Origin of the sequence: Delftia sp. ZNC0008, from assembly GCF_000799035.1 — a bacterium.
In the GTDB taxonomy this organism is placed as follows: Bacteria; Pseudomonadota; Gammaproteobacteria; order Burkholderiales; family Burkholderiaceae_C; genus Comamonas; species Comamonas tsuruhatensis.
Genome location: NZ_JTKZ01000909.1, coordinates 1 through 26682 on the forward strand (window position 1 = coordinate 1; position 26682 = coordinate 26682).

Consider the following 26682-nt stretch of genomic DNA (forward strand, 5'->3'; position numbering starts at 1 on the left):
CCGCGTTGCTGCTGCGCAGGTTGGCCCACACGGCATCCATGGCCTGGTTGAAGTACGGGTGCAGCGGCACGAAGCGCGTGTCGAAGCCCGAGAACGGCAGGAAGGCATCGAAGTGCTGGGCATTCACCACCTCGATATAGCGCAGCCGCGTGCTGGAGCCATCCAGGCCACGGTTGAGCACCGTGTAGGCGCGCGCATTGTGGTTGACCGGCACCAGCGCATCGCTGCGGCCCGCCACGATGATGGTGGGCTTGCCGCGCAGCCTGCCGGTATGCAGCACCTCGTTGATGCCGGCGCGCACGGCGTCGCTCTGGGCGCGCGTGGGCACGCTGCTCTCGGACAGGTTGAAGCCGGTCACCGGATCGAAGCCCGTCACCAGCGCGTGCTGGCACAGCGCGTTGTCCAGCCCGAAGTCGGCCACGCGCGTGGAGGGCGACACGGCAAACTGCCAGGCCTTGGCCCCGCCCACCGAGTCGTTGTAGACCACCGTGGCGGGCGTGCCGTTGGCCGTGCCATTGGCCGTGGCAAAGCTCTGGGCCAGCGCAGCCCCCGTGGCGGGCACCACGTCGCCCGTGGCATTGGCGGCCGCAAAGCTGGTGCGGCACAGGTTGGCATCCACGCCAAACCGGCCATAGGCCATGGTGTACATGGCCGACAGGATGGGGCCGTTGCCCAGCGCGTAGTGGGCGTTGTGCATGCGGTCGTGGTCACGCGTCCAGCCGTACAGGCGCAGCTTGCTCAGCGCATTGGCGGCGCGGTCGGCCGTGGTGGCGCCGATGACCAGGCCCTTGGCGGCCAGGCTGGTGCAGCGTGCCTCGGCACGCGCCGTCATGGCGGTGAGGCCTATGTAGTTGAAGATGGATGTCTCGGTCAGCGCCGCATCGGGCGCCAGCGCCGCGCAGGGCTGGTAGATGTTGCCGTAGGTGGTGTACTCGGCCAGCGTGCGGCCCGGGTTGGGCATGGTCGCATTGCCCACGGCAATGGTGTAGCCCTGGCGCGTGGGCATCTCGGTCACGGGTTCGGAGGCCACCACGCCGTCGATCAGGCCGTCCGTATCCAGCTCGGCCGCACGCAGCACGGCCGCGCCGCCGTTGGAGGCCGAGCCCGCCAGCACCAGCGTGTTGTCCTTGCCGAAGGGCACGGGGTCCTGCGTGGTGCCATAGCGGGCATTGAGCACGTACAGCGCATAGCGGGCCGCGGCCAGCGTGTCGTTGCCCCAGTCCTTTTCAGGGTTCTGCTGGGAATGCGCGTGCTTGATGGCAATGCGGTTGGGAAACGCCGCGTTGTAGGCGGCGCGCGCCGCATCGGTCAGCCGTGCGGCAAAGAAGGACAGGCTGCCGGCGTCCGTGCGCGTGGCGCGGGTGCCGTCCAGCTTGTTGACGGTGTCGTCGCTCAGGTTGTGCAGGCCCACGCCCTTGCCCGCGTCGGTCAGCGCCACGGCGCAGCCCTTTTTCAGGCCCCACTCGCCCGCCGTGCCGATGGCGCCATACACGCCGCGCGAGCCCGAGGACGGGCCCAGCACGATGCAGGGCCGGTTGCGGTCAAAGCTGTCCGGCACCTGCACGGCCACCATGGTCTGCTTGCGGCCCGTGCCGTCGTCCAGCACGGCCAGGTACTCGCGCCCGGGGATCAGCCCTTCGCCCGCAGTCACCTGCCCGTCTGCCGTGATGTTGGGGCCGTACAGCGTGCCGTAGCCGCCGCCCGCCGTGGGGTCCAGGATGCCCCGGTAGTTGGAGTACAGCGCATTGCGCCGCAGCTCCGCCGCCGTGGGATTGGCCGGGTCCGCGTACAGGGGCGCAGCTGCGGCGCCCAGGCCCGTCTTGCCCAGGCCGCCCGTCAGCAAGTCCTGCGTGGCTGCCGTGGCGCCCGTGCCGGTGGCCGTGGCCGGATACACCGTGGCGCCCAGCTCGGTAAAGCCCTTGGGCAGATCGTTGCTGGGCTCACGCTCGCCGCTGCCGCAGGCCGCCAGCGCGGCCGCCGCCAGCGCCGTGAAGGCCCAGCGCCAGGGGGTTGCAGGAATCGACGACACCATCTCTTCACGCTTCAACATGCCCATCTCCTTGTGGTAGTTCTCTGATGCACGAATGCGCCAGGGGCCCTGGTCAGGCTCCGGCGCGGGAAGAACGCAGACGCCCCACGACGCCCGTGGGGAAATAGTAGACCGACAACACGAACAGCACGCCCAGCCACAGCAGCCAGCGGTCGGGCGACAGCAGCGCGGCCAGCCAGGGCAGGCTGTGCGCGGCCTCGCTGGCCACGCGCAGCAGGTCCTGCAGATAGCTCTGGGCGATGAGGAACAGCACCGAGCCGATCGCCGCGCCATAGATGGTGCCCATGCCGCCGATCACCACGATCAGCAGGCAGTCCATCATGATCTCGAACGACAGCGAGGTATCGGGCCCGTTATAGCGCAGCCACAGCGCCAGCATGGCCCCGGCCACACAGGCGAACAGGGCCGACAGCACGCTGGACAGGGTGCGGTACACCACCACCCGGTACCCGATGGCCTCGGCACGGAACTCGTTCTCGCGGATGGCCTGCAGCACGCGGCCGAACGGGGAATTGACGATGCGCAGCAGCGCCAGCACCAGCGCCACGGCCAGCACGAACAGCAGGTAGTAGGTGATGATGCGCCCGTCGATCAGCACGCCCAGCACCTCGTTCTCGAAGGGCTCGAAGCTGGGCGACAGCCACTCGGGCAGCTTGAAGCTCAGCCCGTCCTCCCCGCCCGTCCATTCCGACAGTTGGGAGGCCAGCGTCTGGAACGCCGCCGCCACGGCCAGCGTGATCATGGCAAAGAAGATGGCCCGCACGCGCAGCGAGAACAGGCCGATGGCCAGCGACAGCAGCAGCGACACCAGCAGCGCCGCGCCCAGGCCCAGCGCCAGCGCGCCCCAGCCCGCGCCCAGGCGCGACGATGCAATCGCCACCCCATAGGCGCCAATGCCGAAGAACATGGTGTGCGCAAAGCTCACGATGCCGGTGTAGCCCAGCAGCAGATCGAAGCTGGCCACCAGCACCACGAAGATCAGCACCTTGGCCGCCACGTTCAGCGCCTTCACGCCCGGGAACACGAACGGCGCCGCCGCCAGCCCCACAAAAATCAACAGCAGCAGCACCGCCAGCACGCGGCTGCGCGGCAGGTCGCCGGAAAGCAATCGGTTGAGCATGTCGATCACTCCTTCAGCGGTTCGCCACGGGATAGACGCCCTGAGGCCGCCACAGCAGGATGGCCACCATCAGCGCGATGTTGGAGAACAGCGCCACCTTGGGCACCAGGAACCCCGTGTAGTTGGCCATCAGCCCCACCAGCAGCGCGCCGATCAGCGCCCCGCCCGTGCTGCCCAGCCCGCCGATGATGATCACGATGAAGATCAGCACATTGACCTGCGCCCCCATCTGCGGCACCACGCTCTGCTGGTACATGCCCCACATCACCCCGCCCAGCCCCGCAAGCGCCGAGCCCGCCACGAACACGCCCACGAACAGGCGGCGCACGCGGTAGCCCAGGGCCTCCACCATCTCGCGGTCCTGCACGCCCGCGCGGATCAGCAGGCCGATCTTGGTGCGCGACAGCGTCCAGGCCAGCAGGGCAAACACCGCCAGCCCCACCAGCACGGCCACCACGCGGTACTTTTCCACGGCGGCATCGCCCAGCAGCCAGGCGCCCTTCATGCCCTGGGGCAGCGGCAGCGGAATCTGCTGCGGGCCCCAGATGAGCTTGATCAGCTCCTCGCCGATGATCATGCCGCCCATGGTGATCAGGATCTGCTTGAGATGCTGGCCGTACACGGGCCGCACGATGAAGCGCTCGAACGCCAGCCCGATGGCGCCCGCCACCAGCATGGCCACCACCATGGCCGGCAGCACGGCCAGCAGGTTGCGCCACAGCTGGTCCGACCCCGTCCAGTCGCCCATGGCGCCCAGCACGCTGGTGGCCACGAAGGCGCCCAGCGCGATGAACACGCCGTGGCCGAAGTTCAGCACGTCCATCAGCCCGAACACCAGCGTCAGCCCCGAGGCGATGATGAACACGATCATCCCCATGGCCAGCCCCGCCACCGTCAGCGTCAGCCAGGTCGAGGCCGAGCCCACCAGCGGCAGCGCCACCAGGGCCAGCACGGGCACCAGCAGCAGCGGCTTGAAATCCACATCCAGCCTGTTCAGCTTGTTCATAGCGAAAGCCCCAGCAGCGACTGCTGCAACGCCGCGTCTGCCGAGAACTCGGCCATGCCGCCCGCGTGCACCACGCGGCCGTTGTCCATCACCGCCACGCGGTCGCCCAGGCGGCGCGCAAAGCCCAGGTTCTGCTCCACCAGCACAATCGTCGTGCCGCCCGCCTTGAGCTGGGCGAAGGCCGCGATCATGTTCTCGATGATGGCCGGTGCCAGGCCCTTGCTGGGCTCGTCCACGATCAGCAGGTCGCGCGGCTCCACGATGGCGCGCGCCACCGCCACCATCTGCTTTTGCCCGCCCGACAGCTTGCCGGCCGGGTGGTTCCAGAACTTCTCCACGGCCGGGAACATGCCGAAGATCCACTGCAGCCGCTGCGCGTCCATGCGGTCGGCGCGCGAGGCGCCGCGCGCGGCCAGCAGCAGGTTTTCCTGCACCGTCAGGTCCGCGAAGATGCCCATGTTCTCGGGCACATAGGCAATGTTCAGCCGCGCGATCGCGGGCGTGGGCAGGGCCGTGATGTCGGTCCCGCCAAAGGCGATGCGCCCCTGGCTGGCCCGCCACAGGCCCATGATGGTGCGCAGCGTGGTCGTCTTGCCCGCGCCGTTGCGCCCCAGCAGCATGGTCAGCTGCCCGCGCGGCACGGCCAGGTCCACGCCATGCAGGATGTGATAGGCCCCGATATGCGTGTGCACGCCCGACAGTTCGAGCAGGTTGGGGTTTGGGTTGAGGTTGGCGGCAGCGCTCACGCGGCCTCCTTCACGGCGCCCTGCTCCGGCATCACACCCAGGTAGGCCTGCTGCACCACAGGCGAGGCAATGACCTCGGCCGGCGGCCCATCGGCCACCAGCGTGCCATTGGTCAGCACGATGATGCGGTCGGCCAGCTCGCGCACCACATCCATCTTGTGCTCCACCAGCAGGATGATCTTGCTGCGGTCCTGCTTGAGCTTGCGTATCAGGTCCAGGATCACCGGCGCCTCGTCATGGCTCATGCCCGCCGTGGGCTCGTCGAACATATAGACCTGGGGTTCCAGCGCCATCAGCAAGGCCACCTCCAGCTTGCGCTGGTCGCCATGCGGCAGCGCGGCCACGGCCTCGTCGCGCCGTGCGGACAGGGCCACCTGGTCGAGGATGTGCAGCGCCCGCTGCGTCAATGCCCGGTGGTCGCTCCAGATGCTCCACAGGTTCAGGCCGCGCCGGTGCGGCCCCTCGTCGCGCGCCTGCACGGCCAGGCGCACGTTCTCCAGCACGCTCAGGTGCGGGAACAGATTGGTGAGCTGGAACGCCCGCCCCAGCCCGGCGCGCGTGCGCGCCGAAGGGGCCAGCCCCGTCAGCTCGCGCCCGCCCAGCAGCACGCGCCCGGCAGTGGCCTTGAGCTGCCCCGAGATCAGGTTGAAATACGTGGTCTTGCCCGCCCCGTTGGGGCCCACGATGGCCGTCAGCGTGCCCGGCTCGAAAGCGCAGCTCACGCCGTTGACGGCCACATGGCCCCCGAAGCGGATGGTCAGATCCTCTGTGCGCAACATTGCTCAGCGGCCGTTGCGGATGGGAACCTGCATCTCCTCGGGCTTGATCTCGCGCACCAGTTCCGGCACGCCCCAGGCCAGCGCCGGGTCCACGCGGATCTTGAAGTGGTACATGCTCTGCAGGGCCTGGTGGTCTTCCTTGCGGAAGGTCATCTGGCCCTTGGGCGTGTCGAAGCTCATGCCCTCCATGGCCTTGATCAGACCGTTGGTCTTGGTGTCTCCACCTGTCTTCTTGAGCGCCGTCACGATGGCCATGGCCGCAGAGAAACCGCCCGCCGTGAAGAAATCCGGCGGCGTCTTGTACTGCTTGTAGTGCATGGACACCAGCGCCTCGTTCACCGGGTTCTTGGGAATGCCGTAGTAGTAGTACGTGGCGCCCTCCATGCCCGGCAGATTCTTGTAGGCCGCCATGGCGGGCAGGATGTTGCCGCCCGTGGCGATCTCGATGCCGTAGCGCTTGAGGTCCAGGTCCGCGATCTTGAACGGATTGCCCGCCCCGGCCCAGACGATCCAGATGATCTTCCTGCCCGGCTGGTCCTTGAGCTTGTCGATCAGCCGCTGCGCCCCTGCCGTGAAATCCGTGGTGGCGGCAGGCAGGTACTCCTCATGCGCCAGCTTGCCCTTCTTGATGGCGTCCTTGAAGGCCTTCACCCCGTCGCGGCCGAAGGCGTTGTCCTGGGCCAGCGTGGCAATCGTCACGCCCGCCCTGTCGATGGCCACCGCATTGCTGATGGCGTCCTGGCTGGAGTTGCGGCCCGTGCGGAAGATGTACTTGTTCCACTTGTCGCCCGTGATCGAATCGGCCACGGCCGGCTCCACCAGCAAAATCTTCTTGTACTCCTCGGCCACCGGCAGCATGGCCAGCGCCACGCCGGACGACGTGGGCCCCACGGCCAGATCGGCCTTGTCATCGGAATACGCCGTGGCCAGCAGGCTCTTGCCCAGGTCGGGCTTGCCCTGGTCGTCCTTCTCGATCACCACCAGCTTTTTGCCATTCACCGCCATGCTGCCGCCCGTGGCGTACTCCAGCCCCATCAGCAGCCCGGCCTGGGTCTGCTTGCCATAGGCCTCCAGCGCGCCGGTCTTGCTGTAGACGTGGGCAATGCGGATCTCGCCCTGCTGGGCCAGTGCAGCAGGAGCTGCAGCGGCCATGGCGGCGAGTGCGATGGCGCAATGGAGGAAGGGGCGGCGGTGCATGGTTTGTCTCCTTTGGGGTTTGCGGCTTGATGGCCTGGCTGGGCCTGCCGTTTTGCAAGGGGACCATGCATGCTTTGTGCCAGGCACGCCCAGGCGGCACCAAGACAGGGACGGCCTTGTGCCCCCGGGGCCAGGCAGCCCGTGCCAGGGCCGAAAGTGTCTGGCCATTGGACAGATTCAGTGTCTTTTTCCAAGACAGCTGCCTGAATCCGATACAGGGCAAACCATGAACTCCTGGGATGTTCCCCTTCGCCTGGCCCACCATCACGTCCTGGCCGGCCAGCAGCCTCATGAGTTCAGGAGGCCCATGGGCGTGGAGAGAAAACCGTTGTTTTCTTCAGGCAACAGCCGCTGATTCGGCCAGATGGGGCATGGTGCGCTGCCTCAGTTCGACCAGCGGCAATGCCCGCTGAACCGCCAGCGCGGCCCGCTGTAGCAATGCCTCGTCGTGCAGGCGGTAGTCCACGAAATCCTTGTCGGTCGCGTAGACACCCAGTGGCAGGGTGCGTGCCTGGAAGAAGCTGAACAGCGGCCGCAACTGGTGGTCGATCACCAGGGCATGGCGCTCGCTTCCACCGGTGGCCGCCAGCAGCACGGGTTTGTCGATCAAGGCGTCCTGGTGGACGAAGTCGAAGAAATGCTTGAACAACCCGGTGTAGGCGCCGCGAAAGACCGGTGTGGCCACCACCAGCACATCCGCCTGCTCCACCGCCGCAAGCTCACGCTCCACCGTCTCGGGCAACTGCGAGCGCCAGACCGCGCCGGCAAGCTGCGGCGCGAGCTGGCCCAGTTCCACCAGGCGTTGTTCGCACGGAACTTCGTCGGCGATCAGATCAGACAGATGCTCTGCCAGGGCGGCAGACTTGGAGGGGCGCTGCAGTCCGCCGGATACGGCGACCAGACGAAGTGGACGTGTCATTGCTGCTCTCACGCAAGATGGCCGGGGTTCAACGCGGGAGCCGGTTGTGGCGACCATGCGGTCCGAGGTGAAGTGATGGCCATGACTGCTTCCCAAAATGCAAACGAACAATGGGAGCGGATGATATGGAGCCAAATCAATGAAGTAAAATGGTTTTATCTCACAATTACATGATTAAAACTCATATAAAGCCTTAAACCTGCCCCGTCGGTGCTGTTCGGGGGAGCATCCGGGTCACAAGCGAGGCGGGCATCTGCATCGCGCACAAGCGGGCCGTTGCCGAACCGGCATTCCCGCTCAGCGGCCCGCTTCCTGGGCCTGCACCAGACACTCCCGCAACGCCTGCGCCACAGGCCCGAGCATGCGATCGCGCCGCTGCAGCAGGCCCAGCGTGCGCCACACATCGGGCGCGGTCAGCGGCACGCCGCAGACCTGGGCATGGTCCTGGCGCAGGGCCAGCTGGGGCACGGCGGCCAGGCCCAGGCCCGCTTCCACCAGGGCCAGGGCGCCCGTGACGTGGTTGCATTCGTGCCAGGCCACGGGCTGCTCTGGCAGGCCGGCCATGACCTGGTCCAGCAGCAGCCGGTTGCCGCTTTGGTGGGAGACGGACACCAGGCGCTTGCCCGCCAGCTCGGCCCATTCCACCTGGCTGCGCCCGGCCCAGGCATGGCTGCGCGGCATGGCCAGCACATAGCGCTCGCGCGTGAGCGCCTCAAAGCGCAGCGACGGCTCCTGGCTGCCCGTGAAGCTCAGGCCGAAATCCGCCTCCCCGCGCAGCACGGCCTCCACCACCTGGTGCGCGCTCTCGTCGATGACGTGCACCTGCACATCGGGCTGCTCCACGGCAAAGGATTTCAGTACCGGGGGCAGCAGATTGGTGGCCACCGAAGGCACGCAGGCAACCGTCACCCGGCCACGGCGCAGCTTGACCTGGTCATCCACGCGCTGCACGGCCTCGTCCAGGCCGGCCAGGGCCCGGCGCGCCTCCTGCAGGAATTCATGGCCTACCTCGGTCAGCTTCACTTGCCGCGTGGTGCGCTCCAGCAGCCGCACGCCCAGCACCGACTCCAGGCGCTCCACGCGCCGGCTCAAGGCAGGCGGCGACAGGAAAAGCGCTTCTGCGGCCAGGCGAAAACTGGCCTTCTCGGCCGTGGTCACGAAGGCGATCAACTCCCCCATGTCGAATTTGATGCGCTGCATGCAACAGTCCCTCCAAAAGTTGCAATTCACAGAATAGCAGCCCCTGCATAGGATGGCGCCCTTGATAACGCTGCCCCCTGCGGGCAGGCAAGACCAACAAACGGAGACGACATGCACCAACGCAGACTGATCGCGGGCGGCGCCCTGGCCGCCCTTCTTTCCCTGGCCGTGGGCACCGCCCAGGCCCAGGACTTCCCCCCCAAGAAACCCGTGGTCATGGTGGTCGGCTTTGCTGCAGGCGGCTCGGCCGACATCGCCGCGCGCATCATCGCCAAGAAGCTGGGCGAGAACATCGGCCAGAGCGTGGTCGTGGAAAACAAGCCCGGCGCGGGCGGCAACCTGGCCCACACGCAGGTGGCCAATGGCCCGTCCGACGGCTCGGTGCTGCTCTTCGGCTCCATCGGCCCGCTGGCCATTGCGCCGCACTTCATGAAGATCGGCTACGACCCGCTCAAGGACCTGGCCCCCATCACCATGGGCGTGAACTTTCCCAACGTGCTCGTCGTGCCGGCCGCCACGGGCATCAAGACCCTGGGCGAATACGTGGCCAAGGCCAGGCGCGAACCCGGCAAGCTGGACTTCGCCTCCACCGGCCCCGGCTCCGCATCGCACCTGGCCGGTGAACTGCTCAACGATGTCGCCAAGATCGACACCCTGCACGTGCCCTACAAGGGCGGCGCGCCCGCCCTGCAGGACGTGCTGGGCAACCGCGTGACCTCCTTCTACGCAGCCCCGCCCACGGCCCTGCCCCACATCGAATCGGGCAAGCTCATCCCGCTGGCCACCACGGGCCTCACGCGCCCGGCCTACCTGCCCAACGTGCCCACCGTGGCCGAAAGCTTCCCCGGCTTCAACGCAACCAACTGGTACGCCTTCGTGGCATCCGCCAAGACGCCCAAGCCCTTGCTGGACCGCTGGAACACCGAGCTGGTCAAGGTGCTGAACACCCCCGAAGTGCGCGACAACCTGCTCAAGCACGGCCAGACCGCCGCCCCGGGCACCCGCGAGGAACTGGGCCAGTTCATTGGCGCCGAGCACGCCAAGTGGGGCCGCATCATCCGCGAGCGAAAAATCACCGCCGATTGATTCCCTCGGCAGCCGTTAGCCGTTCCCCAACCATAAAAAACCAGGAGACAAACCATGACCGCCATCCGTTCCACCCCCCTGCAGTCCCCCGTGCCATCCACCCTGCGCCGCCGCACCCTGGGCGCGCTGCTGGGCGGCGCCCTCAGCCTGGGCCTGGCCCTGGGCGCTGCCGCGCCCTCCACCGCCGCCGCAGATGAAATCCGCGTGGTCACCTCGGGCGGCTTCTCTGCCGCCTATGACCAGCTGATACCCCTGTACGAGCAGGCCACGGGCCACAAGGTCGTCACCTCGCGTGGCGCCTCCATGGGCAATGCGCAGGACTCCATTCCCAGCCGGCTGGCGCGGGGCGAGCAGTTCGACGTGGTCATCCTCGCCGACTCGGCCCTGGACAACCTGGCAGCGCAAGGCAAGGTGGAAGCGGGCAGCCGCGTGGACCTGGCGCGCTCCATGATCGGCATGAGCGTGCGCAAGGGCACGCCCAAGCCCGACATCAGCACCGTGGACGCGCTCAGGCAGACCCTGCTGGACGCCAAATCCGTTGCCTACTCGGCCAGCGCCAGCGGCACCTACCTGGCCAACGAACTGTTCCCGCGCCTGGGCGTGGCCGAGCAGATGAAGGGCAAGGCCACCCGCATCCTCAGCGAGCGCGTGGGCGCCGTGGTGCTGCGTGGCGATGCGGACATCGGCTTCCAGCAGGTCAGCGAACTGCTGCCGTTCAAGGAGCTGGAATTCGTCGGCCCCCTGCCCGATGAAGTGCAGCAGCGCGTCTTCTTCTCCGCAGGCGTGGCCACCGGCGCCAAGAGCCCTGACACGGCGCGACACCTGATCCGCTTCCTGGCAGCCCCCGCCGCCGCGCCCATCGTGCGCAGCACCGGCATGGAGCCGGCGGCCAAGCCCTGACGGCAGGCCCACGAGCCCTCAAGGCTCTCTAGGCACTCAAGGCCCTCTAGGCCCTCGACACACAGGGGGCCTTCACCCCTCCCCGGTTCGACCTCCATTCAGCGGCGCTGCAACGGCACTGCTGCGGCATGCCGCTGCCCAGCCCTATCACCCTCGCCACACCCATGAACACCAAAACCCTGGTGCTGATCACCCTCGCCGCCGCACCGCTGTCGGCCCTTGCGCAATCCAGCATCACGCTCTACGGCATTGCCGATACCGGCGTGCGCTACACCAGCGGCCTCACCGCTGCCAACGCGGCCAGCAACACCTCGGGCGCCGCGCTGTCCAGCGGCGTCAACACCACCAGCCGCTTCGGGTTTCGGGGCCGCGAAGACCTGGGCGGCGGCATGTACGCCCTGTTCAACCTGGAAACCGGCCTGAACCTGGACACCGGCACCACCGCCAACTCCAGCAAATTCTTCGACCGCGCGGCCATCGTGGGCCTGGGCGGCAGCTGGGGCCAGATCACGGCCGGCCGCCAGACCAACCTGCTGGCAGAGGCCATCAGCCCCGTGGACCCCGTGGGCATGCGGTTTGCCTCCTTCAACCCCAACATCGCCACCGCCGCGCTCAGCAGCCACGGCCTGGGCGTGGAATACGGCAGCGCGGGCGCCACCACCGGCTCGTACCGGCTGGACAACTCGGTCAAGTACACCGGCCGCTTCGGCGGCCTCACCGCCCGCGCCATGTACAGCTTTGGCGAGACGGCGCAAGGCGGCTCCGCCCGCTCATCGGCCGGCGCGGGCCTGGCCTATGGCACGAAGACATGGACCGTCTCCGGCGCCTACCAGCGCTTCAAGACCGCAGACCAGTGGGAGCTGAAAGCCGCCACCCTGGGCGCCAGCTACCAATGGGACAAGCTGCGCCTTGCGCTGAACACCGCGCGCAGCGACGGCCAGACCAACGCCACCACCGCCCGCACCGTGCAGCGCGTGCACTCGCTGGGCGCCACCTGGTCCGCCCGCAGCACGCTGGACCTGACCGCCGCCCTGTACCGCGTGGAACGCGAACGCAGCGGCCGCGCCGCAGACGGCTATACCCGCGCCCTGCTGTTTGCGGAATACAAGCTGTCACGCCGCAGCAAGCTGTATGCGGAGCTGGACCGCACGCATTGGAGCGGAGGGTTTCAGGGCGGGCAGAACAAGGATGTGGCTACGGGGGTGACTGCGGGGTTGATGCATAGCTTCTGAGGGGCGCTGCGAGCACTCGCCCCATTGCCAGCTCAGCCGCTCAGCTTTTTGAACGGCGTGTCGGAAGTGATCCAGCCCTTGCCTTGGGGGCAGATCACTTCCTTGTAACGCAGCTCTTTTTCAAAGCTCCACTGCTGGCCGAGTGCGCAAACGTCCCCTGCGTTGAGGACAAATGACACTGTCTGTGGGTCGCCCTTTTTCAGCAGAACATCGACGCTTTGCGTCGCTTCCCACCGCCCACTCGGCGACTGGCTGCATCCCAGAGTTGCCAGCAACGCCATGATCGCGCCCCTTCGCAGTACGTTTTTCATCAACTGCCCTTCTTGTAGTTGTCGCGCTTCAGAACTCTGTCGGATCGAGAGATGGCGATCAGAAGCTCTTTGGGAGAGACCATACGCGATGAAGACGGAACCATCTGGAACCGTGGGTCATGGGCAAGAATCCCAGCGATCTCAAGCACTTCAGCCACATTGGTAGAGCAGCTGTTGTTTGTAAGACTGTATGGCTTCTGGGCGGCGACACGGCTGTCAAGTTCAGACTTGATTTTTGCCTTTTCCGCCAATGAAACTCGCAAAGTCAGCCCCACAACATCCCGGTACTCCAAGTTGGAACTCAAATAGCCAGATCTTTCAAGAACGGCGTAGCGGCTGTGCGACTGGCTATACACCTTGCCATCCAAATCAATCGCCGCGTGCCCCCACTGCGATCCTGTGCTGATCAAACGTCCATCAAAGATCAGTACCTCAATCGTTGATGCTTGTTGTACAGGCTCTATGCGCATGCGTTGCGCCATTCTTCTCTCGTAGCCAAAAATCGCAGGCGGCTGCTTCAGGAGCTCGAACATACGCGTCGCTGGTGCTATACGCCCCTTGATCATCACCTGATCACCGGTCAATAGCTGAAACGCCTCGATAGCACGCTCCAGTTCCTGGGACCATCTTCCATCTACCCGCAACTGTCTGCGGCAAGGATCACGTTCAAAGTGCCCATTGAGCAATTTCTGAACAACCACCACGTCCTTGGGATGGTTCATTGCCGAACGGCCCACCGGGCCCGAAATTTTCTCAGTCTGTGACATTCCCGCTCCCTCCGTAGCTATGCATCATGAAAACGATAGTTATAAGCTATCAACAAAGAATGCAAAGCTTTATCTGATAGAGGTACACAGGTTTCACGCATGTGCAGATCACGCCAGCCCTTGGGAACTGCTCTTGCTTGCGCCCCGGGAGGGCCGAAGACTGCATTTCCACCAAACACGAAACGTGCATTTTTCCCACTTTGCGCTGGGGTCACGTCACTAACATGAGACGCACTTCGGTCAGAAGCTAGGATTTACGATTGCTAATGGGAAACAAGAACTCGTGCTAGGATTGATACGTTTCGATACGCATTCAGACTCATGGCCCGACCACAAATTTTTATCAGCTCGACATTTTACGACCTGAAGGTTATTCGTGACGAAATCTCGCGTGCAATGAGGGATCTAGGATATGAATCGATCCGCCACGAAATGGGAACCATTCCATACACCCGAGGTGACAAGCTGGAAAGCTCATGCTACCGGGAAATAGAAAATTGCGACATTCTAGTCTGCATTATAGGGGGCCGTTACGGATCCAGTTCTACCATCACAACAGGATCAATCACACAGAACGAACTTAGACGCGCTTACGAACAGGGCAAGCAGGTTTATGTTTTTGTTGACAAAAGTGTGCTCGCCGAACGTTCCTTCTTCAACAAAAACAAGAACGTGGAGGGCGTAAGCTTTAGTCATGATCGAAAGATATTTGAATTCATTGACGAGGTTGACCAATTACCTACGGGCAATCCACTTTTTGGCTTTGACAATGCGATCGACATTATTACTCTACTGAAAGAACAACTCGCAGGCTTGTTTCAACGACTGCTGGCAGAGCAAAGCCACAAAGGGCAGCTTCAACTTCTCGACGAACTAAAATCTTCTATTTCGACCGTGGGTGAGTTGGCGAAATTTTTGTCAACCAAGGCCGATGAGGCTGGCGTTGCTGTTAAGGACATCCTTCTAACCGATCATCCATTGTTTGCCACTTTGCGCCGAGTGACCAATAACAAGTACCGAATTTTTTCGCAGACATCTCTGAATTAAATCAATGGGCGTTCGCTGCACGTCAATTGAGTCCATTTGAGAAAAATCACTGGGACTCACCAGAATACATTGAATGGATCAAGCAACAAAAAAACGCCAAGGGCGAGAAGGTGAATTATATTTTGAAGGTTTGGAGGGGGCTTTTTGACGATGCAGACCGACTCAAACCTCTAAGTAGAGCTGATTGGCTTGAATCGTATGTTTCCTATGAGCAATATGGCGAAACCGTCCCTGATGATGACGACCTCCCGTTCTAGATATTAAGGTCGAATACTCTAAATCGCTTGATGATTAATTCATAAGCCAGAGCAAAATCAGTCTAATTATCGATTCCTCGCTTCAAAATCTCTTCTTAACCACCAAGACCCGGGGCATTTTGGCAAATAGCTGACTCAAGCTTCTCACAATGAATTCAATTTCACCGCTTTTGCCGGTTTTCGCATGCAGGCCTGGAAGGCGGCCCTTCGATATCAACGGGCAAGAGTACGCAATGGGTCGAATAGCGATAGTGTAAATTTTTCATTCCCGGAATTTTTGCCACAAAGTAGATTAGTTACTCGATCACTAGCTTTCCACTCTTAATTCATAATTCGATTTTAAAAGATTTTATTTACCCCAATAGACATCGTCCGCTTGAGCCATATTCTTGCTACAGTCAAATTCATTTCATCTGAAGAAAATCTTTCTTGTTTTTTCATATAAATATCATAACCACTTACACCATGGAATCCACCATCATCACCGCCGGTATTGCCGCAGTTGCCGCAGTTGCCGGCGGCGCCATCGCGGCTTTTGCCTCGCATCTAAATACTAGACACAGAGTCCGTGAGCTTGAGCTTATTGCCAGTCATAAGTTGCGCGAACACTATCTCCAGAATGCTCGCGAATATACGAAAGGCATCTACATCCCATTGTCGCTCGTCATTTCCGACATTTCGGATGCCCACAACTCATTTCAACGGAATCCAGCTACCGCAGGAGCCACTGACTCTTTTCGCATAGCCATTGACGAATTTACAAGAAAAATAAAGCAATTACGAGATAGTGGCGCAGAGGCATTCCTGACAAATGAACTGGAAGAAAGGCTTCGCTCCTTCACCGATTTTCTCCATGCTTCTCGCGACGCTACGACTCTTTCCCGGAAAGCAGAAATTGGCTATCGTGTTGGCCTGGGTGGCGTCACATGGGCTGAAACAAGTGCATTCTCCCTTAATGGGGGATCCGCTATTTGGTGGCGGAGTCCAAAAATGTCAATCAGCTTGCCGGGTGTCGGAGTTACTTACGAGGCGAAAGTCATTAAACATGCACCACTAGAATCAGCGGAGTTCGCGAAGAGATTTTCCGGTGATACAGGGGAAATAAGATACCTCATCAAAGAAGTCACTTTGGGTGGCAAGCCGCGCGAAGCGCTATCCAAATGAAAGTCAGTTCCAACAATTCTCTCCATAGAGACTCTAACTGCGCCCCCCCCTTAGGCTCGCACGTTAGTGACTATCTGCAATGGGTCGCCAGGCGAATGCCAGCCGGCAGCTTCAGGCGGTAGATTCAACCAGTCAACGCAACAAACTCATCAAACATTTCAGCAGGTGTTCTGAACCCCAGCGTCTTCCTGGAGCGCTGGCTCAATTGCCTTGCAATCGCATCCAGGCCCGCTTGCCAGTATCCCAACAGGTCTAGTCCTTTGGGAAGGTACTGCCTGAGCAATCCGATCGTGTTCTCGTTGGTGCCCCGCTGCCATGGATGGTGCGGGTCACAAAATTAGGCCTGAATGTCGGTTGCCAAGGTGAAGCGTTTATGCTCCTCCATCTCTGAGCTGCGATCCCAGTTCAACGAGCGATAGAGCTCTTACGGCAGGCTTCCTTCATGCCTGGCCAGCGCTGCAGCCACTGTGTACTAGTCTTTGTCCACCAGCTTGACCTGCACCTGAAGTTGGCACTCCGTCCTGGAATCGGCCGTTTGTGAGGCTGTACAGCGTAGGATCACGTTCTGACAACCGGAGACACGCGTGACAACACCGTTCAGCGACGAAGAAATCCAGGACATCACCGACCGGGTCGCGGTCGTTAGAGAACACCTTCAGACAGGGAAGCTTTTCATTGCAGAGCACCTGGTGGAAGGCTTTTTGCAGAGCCTTGCGTCAATTCAGCTACTCCCGGATGGCCGGGTAAACCCCGCGTCCGTAGATGGGCGCATCAGATCCACCGGGATGATGGTGCGATTCCTCAAGGAGCGCGATGAGGCAAAGCGTTCGATCAGCATCGCCAAGATTCAGGAGACGTATTTCACCTTTCTGTTCCACCAGCTCGGTTGGGTTTACGAGCATATGATGAGAAATGGCGCTTCTCCGGCCCAAGTTGCCTCCCGAGTAGCCCAAAACCCGGAAATGGTAAGCACGATCTACAAGGGTCTTCCTGAAATGGCTGCGCTACTGCGCGAGTTTTGGGGTTCCGTATCGGACGTGGGAGCTTGGCACCTACAGGACTCCACGCAACTGAAAGCCACGTTCGCCGGTGACCTCTTCCCGGGACACACGAGAAACGTGGTTTCGACCGCTGGCCTCTACATCGATACGGTGGTACTTCCTTGTCCGTTCATTCGGATTGCGCCACTCCTTAATTCGACCATGCCGCCAGAGCGACTGGTAGAGATGCTTCTGAAACATGTGCTGACAGCAATGACATACCGCGACGTCGCACTAGCAGAAGTTGATCTGCCGATTGCAGTCGTTTTGCCCAACTCGGGTGATTTGGGGGTAGACGGCCGTACAGAAGTATTCGAGCGTTCACATCACGCCATCTTGAAACATGCACAATACCTGTTTGGAAGGGAATTCGGATCCGTTGACCATTTGGCAGCTTTCTGCGGTGAACTTGCAACCGTTGACCAAGTGATGAATGAGCTGAAGCGGCCGGATCGACTTCTTTTCGCCACGGAGTGGGAGAGCCGGGATCCTCGAGAACAGTTGATTCGAGCAATGCGGGAGCAATCCCCACAGCCGAGGGGTATGGATACAAGCGTTGCGGGAAATCATGTGCTGGGCACCTGCCTTGGGCGAATGCCGCAGGCTATGGCTGCGCGTGAGAACGGTTCACAAGTAGGCGGGGTTCCGTTGATCCACGCAGAAACATCATGGCTCTACTACACATGGCTCTTGGAGTATGAGGCTGCAACCCTTGATGTGGTCCAAGCAGAAGGTGTCCACGTGGCGAGAGCGTTAGTGGCAGAGCGTGAGCAAAACCTCGATTGGTTGGGCAATGTTCCAAGTCAAGCTGTCATTGACATCCGAAAATCTGGCCTGGCAGAAGAGGTCCGTGAAATTCTCGGCAACGGGGTGGGAGACCTTGTGCGGACGAATCCGAACAACTTCTTCAGAACCGCAGATCGAGTGGTGGAAAACATAGACTTGGCATTCCGTGAGCACGAACGTCTTCTCGCGGAGGCGCGGAACAAAAAGTTGAAGCTTTACGGTTTAGATGTTCCTGCTTGTCTTGCAACCGGGGTGATCGGTGTTGCAGCCGCGCTTACGTCAAACATTCCCCTTGGTGTCGCAAGCGCGCTTCTTGGAGTCGCTGGATTGCCGAACCTAAAGGACCTCAAGAGTCGACACGGGGAACTCGCCGCCGAGGAACGGAAGCGTCGGGAGTCGCCCGCAGGTCTACTGTTCCGCCATCTCAAGCGGTAATGCATTCACTGCGTCCCAGACGGCAGAACCAGTGGTCGGGCGTGTAGGTGCTCTCGAGATCTCTAAACAGACCAAAATCTGAGGAAGACGGAAAAGCGACTGCGTCGGCGATGTATCGGGGCGCCCACTCTCGACGACGGCTATCGGGGTGCCGACACTGGCAATGTCGATAACCCTCAGGATTCCGGGCGTTCGGGCCGCGATCTGGCGGGTAGCTCAATGACCGGATTAGAGCCGACACCTCAAGCTTAGCGATCTCGGGCAACCGACCGCTGTCGCTGCAACGCCGCCCCCCACAACCCATAAATCACCATCACAAAATGGGTCGATACCAGACCAGAAACTAGACAACCGGCCAAGCCGGTTGATCAGTTCCGAGTGGGAGCCCAAGCACTTGGCCCTGCGACTGATCCACCCAAACACAGGCACAAGGCATTCAAGTTCCCGCGACGGATGAAAGAGTCAGCCATCAAGCAACACCAGACTCAGAGCTTGGCCCCCACCCATATGGCTCGCCCCTGCACCAGACCCTCAGCCTTCCCAGCAATGACGATATCCGGGTGCTCGCTTTTATCAGCGTTGTCGGCCACCGCATGCCAAACATCGCCCACCCGCTGAAAGCGCCGCACAAGCATCTGCCCTTCCCACACGAATGCATAGACGCTGCCACGGCGCGGCGTTCGATCCGCACGATTGAGCAAGAGCACGGCACCGTCCCGGATCGTGGGCTCCATGCTGGTTCCTGCCACATGGACGAGGGCCGCGTTCACCGCACTGACACCAACTGAGCGCAAAAAGTCGCGCCGGAACTGCAATGCGCCAAGTTCCGCCACAAGAGCGCTCTCAACCTCCGAGTCTTCGGCCACGCCGACGCCCAGTTGCGAGACCTGAACGAAGTCGCTGTGCTCTTCATCCCCGTCAAGGGAGTATTTAGGCAGGTTCAGCGCCTCTTCTATCTCGCGCGCCAGCTTCGCGCCTATGGGCTTTCTCCCTCTCAAGCGATCAGACCAATAACTCGATGTCCGGCCAAGTCGGTTGATCAGCTCCGAAGGGGAGCCCGAGTTGTCGCCCTTCCGACTGGTCCAGCCCAAGCGCAGGCAAAGGGCATTCAGGTTCGCACAACGGATATTTGAGGTGTCGCTCATGGGTGTACTTGAGCCCACGAATTACACCAAAGGGTGTTGACAAGACATGATTCCAACGATGCAATGGCGATTGATCGTTCCTATGAATGCACGCTTGCCCTTATCACATGCACATCACCCACCACTTCACCCCCGGCCTGCGCTTCGCCGCACGCTGGAAGTACGCCGCCCGCGCCCCATCGGGCCAGGCATGTTGGTCGCGGCTGCCGCTGGGGCAGCCGGATGCGGGCAGGGCCGATCCGCATGGCGCCTGGTGGTGCGTGCGGCGCTGCGCTGCCGTGCTGCGGCGGGAGATGTGGCAGGCGGTGGATCTGCCGCCAGACATGCCCTTGCGGCCGGGGCCGGATTATGTGGCGCTGGCCCTGAACGCGCTGATGCCGCGCTGGCAGGTGGCGCTCTGCGGCGGTGCCGGGCACAGGCCGCTGCAGTCCTGCACCCGGGCGCTGCTGGCAGGGGGCGGGGCCGTGCTGCAACTGCAGTCAGAGGCGCTGCACCAGCGCCCGCAGAGCACGTTCTGGGCCTGGGTGATTGGCGTGGAGATGCATCAGAAAACGCTGCCCGCGCCGGTGAAGCCAGGGCAGGCAAGCCGCGCGCCCCGCCCTGCCGCGCTGCTGACCATTCCCTTTGGATGGAGCATGCCCTGGGCCTGCGGCTATGCGGCGCGGGTGCAGATGAACAGCGACGGGCGCTGCGATGTGGATGGCATTGACGGGCAGTGGCGCGAGTGCCGCTGCCTTGCCGCCGTGACGCTGTCACCCGCGCAGGACGACCAACGCGGCCAACTCGGAGAACGAGGCCAAGTCGACCAAGTCGGCCATGCCGGCCTCCTGCAGGGGCACCCACTGTGTTGATGCCTGCCCTCGTCGGAAGATTTGCCCAAGCCGCTTGTCCCTTGCCGCCATCCATGAATCACGGGCGCGGCAGCCGGCAGCACCAGGGCCGCCGCAGCGGTGCCAAGGCCTCGGCCCTGCTACCGGGCCTGGAACCGCCGGCGATGCTCCACCACGGTGCCGCGCAACTGCAGCGCCTGCTCGTCGCTGCACAGTGTGGGATGGTCTTCGTTGAGCGGCACCAGTTCGAAGATTTCCGCACCGGCCTTGTCCAGGCCGCGCACCCGGTATTTGCGCAAGATGGCCTGTTGCCGGGAGTCGGTGGCCAGCACGCAGTCCCCGGGCCGCGGCGGCAGGGCGGGATCGATGAGCACGCGGTCCCCTTCCCGGATTTCCGGGGCCATGGCGTTGTCTTCCAGTCGCACGAAGAACGCACGGGGCGATGCGTTGTCGCTGGCGACTTCGATGCCCAGGAAATGCTCATCGTCGGCATCGTCCATGGCGTCTTGTGCGCTGCGGCCGCCAGCCTGCTGCAGGCCAAGCAGCGGGTAGCGGCGCGTGCCCTGGGGCAGTTGGCGCTGCAGCGCCGCGGCATCGGCCGACATGGGGCCCTTGCCGCATTCCAGCCACAGGGCCGAGACACCGCACAGGGAGGCGAGCGTGGCTGTTTTGGAGGTGCCGTTTCCGCTTCTCTCAAGGTCGGCAATGGTCGATTGCCCCATGCCCGCCTGGCGGCCCAGCTGCGCTTGGGTGAGGCCCGCGAGACTGCGAGCGCTTTTGAGGCGTTGGCCGAAATCGGTTGACATGCTCCGTAGCTTACGGAAAACCGATATGTCAAATTCGATTGTAAAAAAATCGACTTTTCGATAGGATGAAACTATGGAATGGAAAGACTACCTCGCCAGACTTGCAGCGAAGGGTGTCAGTCAAAGCCAGATCGCCCGCGAAGTGGGCTGCGGTCAAGCAACGATTTCTGACCTCGCACTGGGCAAGACCAAAGAGCCGCGCACATCCCTGGGTATGGCGCTCATGCGCATCGGGGACCGCTGTGGCATCAAGACTCCCTACGGGGCCAGCCCTTCGGCACACGATGACGAGAGGTCCCGTGGCTGAGACCGCGCACGTCACCCACCGCTTCACCCCTGGGCTGCGCTTTGACGGGCTGTGGACGTACGCGGCACGCATGCCGTCAGGCCGTCGCTATTGGGCGCGACTGCCGGCAACCCGCGCAGGCGGCGTGGCTGCAGCAGATCCACAGCGCGCGTGGTGGTGCGTGCGTCAGTGCGTTGCGGTGCTCAATCGCATGCCCTGGCATTCCGTGCATCTGCCCCCGGGCCTGCCTGTGCAGCCGGAATGCGGCGATGTGGCATTGGCCCTGGCCGCAATGCTTGCGGACTGGAACGTCAAGGTGCTCGACGAGAGCACGGCACAGGCGCCGCTGCTGCGCAGCACCGATGCGCTGCTTGCCAATGGCTGCTCTTTGCTGCAGTTGCAGGCCGAAGATTTGAGTGTTGGCGCGCCACCCGTTTTCTGGGCCTGGGTGGTCGGCGTGGAAATGCATGAGAAGTTCAAGCGCGCCAAGCGCACTTCGGCCTTTGACGTGCCCGGGCGTCCTCGCGCCCTGCTGATCTGGCCCTTCGGCTCGAAATCTCCCCTGACAAGGAACCACGCCTTGAGGATGACGGTGGATGGCGAAGGGCTGTGCGGTGTGGATGGCATCGATGCGCGCCGGGGCCGGTACCGGTGCATCGGGGCCATTACCGTGGCGCAGTCGGACAACCACAGCGCCGGCAACGGCGGCCTTTCCGGATCCGAATAATGCAAAAGCCCGACGACGCACCAGAGCCATGTGAGCGGGAGGTTCCGCAGGAAGACATCCGTCTCGATCACCGCCTCATCTGCGGCCTGCGCTTTGATGAGCACTGGCAATACAGGAGACGCACGGAATCGGGCCACACCAGTTGGACACAGCTGCCGATGGCATCCGACCCCGTTGCCCCGGCCGACCCCTATGGCGTCTGGTGGTGCGTTCGCCGGTGCACCGTGGTGCTGGAGCAGCGAAGCTGGCTGTTCCTGCAGCTTCCCACTCACCTGCCCCCTGTTGCCGGCGTGCAGGAGATGGCGCAGATCCTCGATGTGCTGATGCCCGATTGCAACGTGCAGGCACATGCGCAATGCGCCGAGACACACTTGCTCTGCGCCCATGCGGTGGAGCAGGCAGGAAGTGCATTGCTGATGCTGGAGTCGCCGGAATGTGACGGCCCCAAGCCCGGCATTTTCTGGGCCTGGGTGGCGGGCTACGAGCCGCAACTGCCTTTGCCGTGCACCGAAGATTGCGTTGCACCCGACACGTGGCAGCCACTGGACATACAAGCCATGGCACCGCCCCAGGCCCTGCTGGTCCTGCCCTTCGACTGGACCATCCCCTGGTCCAGCGGATACCCCACCCGGATCCAGGTGCAAGCCGACGGGTCCTGCCATCTGCAAAATGCCGACGGGCCATGGCACCCATGCCGTTGGCTTGGCACTGTCACGCTTGGAGCCAGGACCGCACCGGCCTGACGGTGGCGCATCTGCCGTCGCAATGCATAGCCCCACCAAGTCTGCCGTTCGCACCTTCATGCCTGGCCTGCGCTTCGATACGCAATGGCGGTATGCGGTCTGCACACCCTCGCGCAGGACGCGCTGGGCCACGCTGCCCACGGTTCCCGATGCCCAGTGCCTGCCCGATCCGCTGGGCGCCTGGTGGTGTGCACGGCGGTGCGCTGCCGTGCTGCGGCAACGGGCATGGCTGCAGGTACAATTGCCGCTGCAGTTGACGCCACAGCCCGGCCCGCAGGAGCTGGCGCAGGTTCTGGCGTTGCTGCTGCCCGGCTGGAAAGCGCAGCTTGAGAATTTCCCCGCCCTCGCTCCGCTGCGTTGTGCCCAAGCCATGCAGCGGGGCGGCAGCGCCATGCTGCTGCTGGAAATGCCAGGTCATCGATTTCGCGACCCGGCAGTCTTCTGGATGTGGGTGATCGGGATGGAGCGATCACCGCAGCGCCTGCGCCCAGCCAAAAATCCCAAGGGACTGCAACCCAGCCCACCAGCACAGCCGCTGCCCGAAGCCTTGCTGGCCATGCCTGCCCGCCGTTCAAAGCCCGGGGCTTCGCGCCACGTCACCCGTATCCAGATGGACGCCACAGGGCGCTGCATATCGGATGATGCCGCCTGGCCATTGGATGGATGCAGGTGGCTGGCCTGCATCACGCTGGAGCAGTTGGGCCTGAGTTCAGCCTGAGTTGGGCCGTGGCAGCAATGCGCGCACGGCCCGTGCCCTCAGTCCCCCGCGCCCGCCTGCCTCTCAGATGCGCGGCGTGTACTTGAGCGTGAACATGAGGTTGCGCGGGTCGCCGAAGTCGTTGTTGCCGTTTTGCTCGGCAAAGCCGGGGATCCAGTAGCGCTTGTCGAAGACGTTGTTGAGGTTCATGGCAAGGCTGACTTCGGGGGTGAGCTGGTAGGCCAGGCGCATGTTCCAGACGGTGAAGCCGGGGACCTTGAAGGAGCGGTCATAGCCCAAGGTATGGGTCTGTGCAGTGAAGCCGGCACCCACGTTCAGGTGGCTCCATTGACCGGGCAGGCGATAGGCGGCCCAGGCGCGCAGCATGTGCCGGGGCGTCCAGGTGCTGAAGACCTTGCCCTGGTTGACGGGGTCGCTGAGGAACCTGGTGGTGTTGTACGTGTAGCCGGCCATGAGCTGCAGGCCGCGCAGCACTTCGCCGCTGACTTCGGCTTCCAGCCCCTGGCTGCGCACCTTGCCCGAGGCGGTGGAGCAGTACCAGTCGTCGCAGGCCATGCCGGAGGCTACGTCGTTGACGGCACGGTTCTTGTGGTCATAGCGGAACAGGGCCAGCGAGGTGTTGACGCGCCCGTCCAGCAGTTCGCCCTTGAGGCCGATTTCGTAGTTGGTGCCGATGATGGGATCCAGCACGTGGCCGGCCACGGTGCGCTCGGACTGCGGCTCGAAGACGCTGGTGTAGCTGCCGTAGGCCGACCACTGGGGCGTGAGCGCATAGACCAGGCCCGCATAGGGCGTGATCTCGCCCGAGGCGGTGATGGAGGTGCGTGCGTTGGACAGGGGCACGCTGTAGAGGTAGTCGTACCAGCTGGCGCGTGCGCCCGCAATGGCGGTCAGCGGCTCGGCCAGCTTGGCACGCCAGCTGGCGTAGATGCCTTTTTGCTCCACGTCGTACCGGGGCAGGGTCTTGATCCCGCCTCCGGCCATGATGGTGTCCAGGTTCTGCCAGGGCCGGTTGTGGTCGATGTTGAAGATGTTGCCGCCCGGCGTGAAGGTGCGCGCATACATGTCGTTGGATTTGTACCGGGAGTAGTTGGCGCCCACGGTGATTTCATTGCGCAGGCCCAGCGCCTGGAAGCGGCCGTTGACGAAGGCGTCCAGGCCGACCTTGGTGGAGTCGAAGTCGGTGACCCAGTTGGCATAGGTGAGGCCGCTGCCGTCGGCCGCGACGTTGCCGTGCATGCGCTGGTGGGCGGAGGTGTTTTTCTCGCTCATGCGCAGGGTGGAGACCTTGAGCCTCCAGTCGGCGTTGAAGCGGTGGTCCAGGTCGGCATAGAAGGTGGTCTGTTCTATGCTGGCCCGGTTCCACCAGGCGCCGACGAAGGTGGAGCGCGGCAGGCCGAGGTCGCGTCCATCGGCAAAGCGCGGCAGGCCCCGGATCATGGGGCGGCCGTTGCTGTCGGAGTGGCTGATGCCCAGGCCCACGGTGGTGTCGGGGCTGATGTCGTAGTCAAGGGCGGCGTACAGGGAGCGCGTGCGGTCGTTGACGTAGTCCACGAAGGAGTGGCTGCGCGATTCGTCCAGCACGACGCGGCCGCGCAGGGTGCCTTCGCTGTTCAGGGGCCCGCCCGCATCGAGCTGCAGGCCGTAGCGGTCCCACGAGCCGGCACGGGCGGTGATGGCGACGGTGCGCTCCGCCTGCCCGCGCTTGCGCACGAGGTTGACGGCACCGCCGGGGCTGCCCGTGCCCTGCAGCAGGCCGGAGGCGCCGCGCAGCACTTCCAGCCGGTCATAGAAGACCATGCCTTCGGTGCCCCAGTTGCCCAGGGCGTAGTTGTTGCGGGGGATGGCGACGCCGTCGTACTGCCAGGCGTCGATCTGGAAGCCCCGGGCCGAAAGCACCATGCCCTGCCCCACGCCCTTGACGCCCACGGTCCCGGTGACGTTGTTGGCGGCCACGCGCAGGTCGGTGATGCCCTGGTCGTCCAGTTGGCGGCGCGTGAGCACGCTGACAGATTGCGGTATGTCCTTGAGCGCCTGGTCGCCCTTGGTGATGCTGATGGCGCGCGCGGCCAGGGATTCGGAGCCCTCGGTGATGGCGCTGCGCTCTGCCTTGGCCGAGACGTTGACGGGCGCAAGGGTGAGCGAGCCGGTGGCCGCCCCCTGGGGCATGCGCCGCACGATGACGGCGCTGCCGTCGATTTCCGCATACAGGCCGGTGCCGGCCAGCAGGCGGCCCAATGCCTCGGAAGCGCTCAGGCGGCCTTCGACGGCGGGTGCGGTCCTGCCCTCCACCAGTGCGGGCTGCACCATCAATTCAAGCCGAGCCTGGCGGGCCAGCGTGTCCAGTGCCTGCGCCAGGGGCTGGGAGGCGATGCGGATCTGCACCGGCACGGAGGCCATGGCCGACGCGCCACCCGCACCACCCGCGCCAGGCAGCGCCTGCAACGGAGCCTGGGACTGGGCGCGGGACGGCGCGGCCATGGTGGCCAGCAGCAAGGCCGTGGCCAGGGCCAGCGGGACGGGGGTGAAGAGGACGGAACCGGGAATGGAAATGGAAATGGAACGGGGCATGAGGGAAATCTCCGGAAGGCTGCGAATACGAATCCTTCTCAGGTAGACGCACGGCACGGCAAAACCCCAACCCGCCCGTGAAAAATTTTTGAGGAACTCGCAGCGCCCGTCTCAGTGCGCGGCGACGATGAGGGTCTGCGCGCCTTCCCCACCCTGGGGGTCGAGCAGGCGCACGGGCAGCACCTTGGGCAGGGCCTTGCGGAAGTTGTCCAGGCGGCGCGGGTCGAAGGTGCCGGACAGGCGCATGGCGGCCACGGCAGGATCGCGCACCGCCAGGCGCGTGGGGCCATAGCGCTCGAATTCCGCCAGCGCCTGCGACAGCGGCACGTTGTCGAAGCTGACGCGTCCGTCGCGCCAGGGCGCGATGCCGGCAGGCGGCACGGCGCCGACAGCCGAGAGGCGGCCATCGCCATCGGCCTGCACCTGCTGGCCCGCAGTGAGCAGCACGGCATCGGAAGGGCCGGCCGCAGACACCCGCACCTGCCCTTCCTGCACGGCCACCTGCACCGGGCTGCCGGCCGTGTGGCGCACGGCAAACTGGGTGCCGACCACGGTGACCTTCACGCTGCCGGCGAGCACATCGAAGGGCCGGTCCGCATCGCCGTGCACCTGGAAGACGGCCTGCCCTTCGGGCAGGCGCACTTCGCGCCGCTGGCGGTACAGCGCCACATGCACGCGGGTGGCGGTGTCCAGCCGCAAGCGGCTGCCGTCGGGCAGCTCCACGTTCAACTGCTGGCCGCGCCCGGTGGCGTAGTCCTGGACAAACAGGGGCCGGCTCTGCCAATGCTCCCAGGCCATGCGGCCCGCGCCACCG

Annotated in this window: 25 protein-coding genes and 1 pseudogene; 11 read left to right on the plus strand and 15 right to left on the minus strand. The window is 63.6% G+C overall.

Annotated features, from left to right (window positions below):
* The 8 genes from L995_RS29280 to L995_RS29315 all read right to left on the minus strand — a co-directional run.
* The coding region (locus L995_RS29280) for a 3-hydroxybutyrate oligomer hydrolase family protein (RefSeq protein ID WP_047474951.1) at positions 1 to 2050 on the minus strand (2050 nt) is incomplete at its 3' end.
* 52 nt (positions 2051 to 2102) lie between these two features.
* Positions 2103 to 3170, minus strand: a complete 1068-nt coding sequence (locus L995_RS29285) for a branched-chain amino acid ABC transporter permease (RefSeq protein ID WP_047474952.1) — start codon at positions 3168 to 3170, stop codon at positions 2103 to 2105.
* A gap of 13 nt (positions 3171 to 3183) precedes the next feature.
* Positions 3184 to 4176, minus strand: coding sequence for a branched-chain amino acid ABC transporter permease (locus L995_RS29290; RefSeq protein WP_047474935.1), 993 nt, complete (start codon positions 4174 to 4176; stop codon positions 3184 to 3186).
* Positions 4173 to 4922 (minus strand): branched-chain amino acid ABC transporter ATP-binding protein, encoded by a 750-nt coding sequence (locus L995_RS29295; RefSeq protein ID WP_047474937.1) that lies wholly within the window; start codon positions 4920 to 4922, stop codon positions 4173 to 4175. The genes L995_RS29290 and L995_RS29295 overlap by 4 nt, the downstream gene beginning before the upstream one ends.
* Positions 4919 to 5701 (minus strand): ABC transporter ATP-binding protein, encoded by a 783-nt coding sequence (locus L995_RS29300; RefSeq protein ID WP_043791655.1) that lies wholly within the window; start codon positions 5699 to 5701, stop codon positions 4919 to 4921. The genes L995_RS29295 and L995_RS29300 overlap by 4 nt, the downstream gene beginning before the upstream one ends.
* A 3-nt stretch (positions 5702 to 5704) precedes the next feature.
* Complete coding sequence (locus tag L995_RS29305; RefSeq protein ID WP_047474939.1) at positions 5705 to 6898, minus strand: substrate-binding domain-containing protein; 1194 nt, start codon at positions 6896 to 6898, stop codon at positions 5705 to 5707.
* A 337-nt stretch (positions 6899 to 7235) separates the two neighbouring features.
* Positions 7236 to 7817: an FMN reductase gene (gene msuE / locus L995_RS29310; RefSeq protein WP_016454049.1), complete on the minus strand. Its 582-nt coding sequence runs from the start codon at positions 7815 to 7817 to the stop codon at positions 7236 to 7238.
* A 297-nt stretch (positions 7818 to 8114) separates the two neighbouring features.
* A complete protein-coding gene (locus L995_RS29315; RefSeq protein ID WP_016449615.1) occupies positions 8115 to 9017 on the minus strand; it encodes a LysR family transcriptional regulator in 903 nt (300 codons plus the stop codon).
* A gap of 111 nt (positions 9018 to 9128) precedes the next feature.
* Between L995_RS29315 and L995_RS29320 the strand changes: the two genes are divergently transcribed.
* The 3 genes from L995_RS29320 (at position 9129) to L995_RS29330 (ending at position 12235) form a co-directional block, all read left to right on the plus strand.
* Positions 9129 to 10103, plus strand: coding sequence for a Bug family tripartite tricarboxylate transporter substrate binding protein (locus tag L995_RS29320; protein WP_047327060.1), 975 nt, complete (start codon positions 9129 to 9131; stop codon positions 10101 to 10103).
* Positions 10104 to 10157: 54 nt separating this feature from the next.
* Positions 10158 to 11003, plus strand: coding sequence for a substrate-binding domain-containing protein (locus L995_RS29325; protein WP_047474941.1), 846 nt, complete (start codon positions 10158 to 10160; stop codon positions 11001 to 11003).
* Positions 11004 to 11131: 128 nt separating this feature from the next.
* Positions 11132 to 12235: a porin gene (locus L995_RS29330; protein WP_047474943.1), complete on the plus strand. Its 1104-nt coding sequence runs from the start codon at positions 11132 to 11134 to the stop codon at positions 12233 to 12235.
* Positions 12236 to 12267: 32 nt separating this feature from the next.
* On the opposite strand, the gene L995_RS29335 is transcribed toward L995_RS29330, so the two are convergent.
* Entirely contained in the window at positions 12268 to 12546 is a 279-nt protein-coding gene (locus tag L995_RS29335) for a hypothetical protein (RefSeq protein ID WP_047474944.1), read from the minus strand.
* On the minus strand, positions 12546 to 13313 hold the full coding sequence (locus tag L995_RS31525) for a hypothetical protein (protein WP_156136154.1): 768 nt from the start codon (positions 13311 to 13313) through the stop codon (positions 12546 to 12548). The genes L995_RS29335 and L995_RS31525 overlap by 1 nt, the downstream gene beginning before the upstream one ends.
* Positions 13314 to 13634: 321 nt before the next feature.
* Between L995_RS31525 and L995_RS32580 the strand changes: the two genes are divergently transcribed.
* Together L995_RS32580 and L995_RS33595 are read left to right on the plus strand one after the other, a co-directional pair.
* The gene (locus L995_RS32580) at positions 13635 to 14360 is read left to right on the plus strand and encodes a DUF4062 domain-containing protein (RefSeq protein WP_082001659.1); all 726 of its coding nucleotides are present in this window, start codon (positions 13635 to 13637) and stop codon (positions 14358 to 14360) included.
* 722 nt (positions 14361 to 15082) lie between these two features.
* Positions 15083 to 15781, plus strand: coding sequence for a hypothetical protein (locus L995_RS33595; RefSeq protein ID WP_156136155.1), 699 nt, complete (start codon positions 15083 to 15085; stop codon positions 15779 to 15781).
* A 124-nt stretch (positions 15782 to 15905) separates the two neighbouring features.
* On the opposite strand, the pseudogene L995_RS34580 reads toward L995_RS33595, so the two are convergent.
* Positions 15906 to 16250, minus strand: a pseudogene (locus L995_RS34580) (IS30 family transposase); the annotation flags it as partial.
* 115 nt (positions 16251 to 16365) lie between these two features.
* Here L995_RS34580 and L995_RS29345 point away from each other — a divergent pair.
* On the plus strand, positions 16366 to 18042 hold the full coding sequence (locus L995_RS29345; protein WP_052195889.1) for a hypothetical protein: 1677 nt from the start codon (positions 16366 to 16368) through the stop codon (positions 18040 to 18042).
* A 485-nt stretch (positions 18043 to 18527) separates the two neighbouring features.
* Here L995_RS29345 and L995_RS34585 read toward each other — a convergent pair whose 3' ends face one another.
* The gene (locus tag L995_RS34585) at positions 18528 to 19187 is read right to left on the minus strand and encodes a S24/S26 family peptidase (RefSeq protein ID WP_231574563.1); all 660 of its coding nucleotides are present in this window, start codon (positions 19185 to 19187) and stop codon (positions 18528 to 18530) included.
* A 107-nt stretch (positions 19188 to 19294) separates the two neighbouring features.
* Between L995_RS34585 and L995_RS29355 the strand changes: the two genes are divergently transcribed.
* Positions 19295 to 20038 (plus strand): hypothetical protein, encoded by a 744-nt coding sequence (locus tag L995_RS29355; RefSeq protein WP_231574564.1) that lies wholly within the window; start codon positions 19295 to 19297, stop codon positions 20036 to 20038.
* Between the two features lie 119 nt (positions 20039 to 20157).
* Here L995_RS29355 and L995_RS29360 read toward each other — a convergent pair whose 3' ends face one another.
* Positions 20158 to 20823 carry a LexA family protein gene (locus L995_RS29360; protein WP_052195890.1) on the minus strand — a complete coding sequence of 222 codons (666 nt, stop codon included), beginning with the start codon at positions 20821 to 20823 and terminating at the stop codon, positions 20158 to 20160.
* 73 nt (positions 20824 to 20896) lie between these two features.
* Between L995_RS29360 and L995_RS29365 the strand changes: the two genes are divergently transcribed.
* The 4 genes from L995_RS29365 to L995_RS29380 all read left to right on the plus strand — a co-directional run bounded on the left by L995_RS29365 (position 20897) and on the right by L995_RS29380 (position 23297).
* The gene (locus L995_RS29365) at positions 20897 to 21130 is read left to right on the plus strand and encodes a hypothetical protein (protein ID WP_047474946.1); all 234 of its coding nucleotides are present in this window, start codon (positions 20897 to 20899) and stop codon (positions 21128 to 21130) included.
* A 250-nt stretch (positions 21131 to 21380) separates the two neighbouring features.
* Positions 21381 to 21836 carry a hypothetical protein gene (locus L995_RS34590; RefSeq protein ID WP_227468514.1) on the plus strand — a complete coding sequence of 152 codons (456 nt, stop codon included), beginning with the start codon at positions 21381 to 21383 and terminating at the stop codon, positions 21834 to 21836.
* A complete protein-coding gene (locus tag L995_RS29375) occupies positions 21836 to 22579 on the plus strand; it encodes a hypothetical protein (protein WP_047474950.1) in 744 nt (247 codons plus the stop codon). The genes L995_RS34590 and L995_RS29375 overlap by 1 nt, the downstream gene beginning before the upstream one ends.
* A 22-nt stretch (positions 22580 to 22601) precedes the next feature.
* Complete coding sequence (locus L995_RS29380) at positions 22602 to 23297, plus strand: hypothetical protein (protein WP_052195891.1); 696 nt, start codon at positions 22602 to 22604, stop codon at positions 23295 to 23297.
* Between the two features lie 63 nt (positions 23298 to 23360).
* On the opposite strand, the gene L995_RS29385 is transcribed toward L995_RS29380, so the two are convergent.
* Together L995_RS29385 and L995_RS29390 are read right to left on the minus strand one after the other, a co-directional pair.
* Entirely contained in the window at positions 23361 to 25868 is a 2508-nt protein-coding gene (locus L995_RS29385; RefSeq protein ID WP_052195892.1) for a TonB-dependent siderophore receptor, read from the minus strand.
* 111 nt (positions 25869 to 25979) lie between these two features.
* Positions 25980 to 26682: FecR family protein (locus tag L995_RS29390; protein WP_047474969.1), on the minus strand; the 703-nt coding region annotated here is incomplete at its 5' end.

Coding starts and splice junctions, on each gene's coding strand:
- L995_RS29300 (WP_043791655.1), bottom strand. CDS start 5,701: ATGTTGCGCACAGAGGATCTGACCATCCGCTTCGGGGGCCATGTGGCC.
- L995_RS29330 (WP_047474943.1), top strand. CDS start 11,132: ATGCCGCTGCCCAGCCCTATCACCCTCGCCACACCCATGAACACCAAA.
- L995_RS29325 (WP_047474941.1), top strand. CDS start 10,158: ATGACCGCCATCCGTTCCACCCCCCTGCAGTCCCCCGTGCCATCCACC.
- L995_RS29305 (WP_047474939.1), bottom strand. CDS start 6,898: ATGCACCGCCGCCCCTTCCTCCATTGCGCCATCGCACTCGCCGCCATG.
- L995_RS29380 (WP_052195891.1), top strand. CDS start 22,602: ATGCATAGCCCCACCAAGTCTGCCGTTCGCACCTTCATGCCTGGCCTG.
- L995_RS29335 (WP_047474944.1), bottom strand. CDS start 12,546: ATGAAAAACGTACTGCGAAGGGGCGCGATCATGGCGTTGCTGGCAACT.
- L995_RS29355 (WP_231574564.1), top strand. CDS start 19,295: ATGCACATCACCCACCACTTCACCCCCGGCCTGCGCTTCGCCGCACGC.
- L995_RS34585 (WP_231574563.1), bottom strand. CDS start 19,187: ATGAGCGACACCTCAAATATCCGTTGTGCGAACCTGAATGCCCTTTGC.
- L995_RS29385 (WP_052195892.1), bottom strand. CDS start 25,868: ATGCCCCGTTCCATTTCCATTTCCATTCCCGGTTCCGTCCTCTTCACC.
- L995_RS32580 (WP_082001659.1), top strand. CDS start 13,635: ATGGCCCGACCACAAATTTTTATCAGCTCGACATTTTACGACCTGAAG.
- L995_RS31525 (WP_156136154.1), bottom strand. CDS start 13,313: ATGTCACAGACTGAGAAAATTTCGGGCCCGGTGGGCCGTTCGGCAATG.
- L995_RS29360 (WP_052195890.1), bottom strand. CDS start 20,823: ATGTCAACCGATTTCGGCCAACGCCTCAAAAGCGCTCGCAGTCTCGCG.
- L995_RS29290 (WP_047474935.1), bottom strand. CDS start 4,176: ATGAACAAGCTGAACAGGCTGGATGTGGATTTCAAGCCGCTGCTGCTG.
- L995_RS29315 (WP_016449615.1), bottom strand. CDS start 9,017: ATGCAGCGCATCAAATTCGACATGGGGGAGTTGATCGCCTTCGTGACC.
- msuE (WP_016454049.1), bottom strand. CDS start 7,817: ATGACACGTCCACTTCGTCTGGTCGCCGTATCCGGCGGACTGCAGCGC.
- L995_RS29375 (WP_047474950.1), top strand. CDS start 21,836: ATGCAAAAGCCCGACGACGCACCAGAGCCATGTGAGCGGGAGGTTCCG.
- L995_RS33595 (WP_156136155.1), top strand. CDS start 15,083: ATGGAATCCACCATCATCACCGCCGGTATTGCCGCAGTTGCCGCAGTT.
- L995_RS29320 (WP_047327060.1), top strand. CDS start 9,129: ATGCACCAACGCAGACTGATCGCGGGCGGCGCCCTGGCCGCCCTTCTT.
- L995_RS29365 (WP_047474946.1), top strand. CDS start 20,897: ATGGAATGGAAAGACTACCTCGCCAGACTTGCAGCGAAGGGTGTCAGT.
- L995_RS29285 (WP_047474952.1), bottom strand. CDS start 3,170: ATGCTCAACCGATTGCTTTCCGGCGACCTGCCGCGCAGCCGCGTGCTG.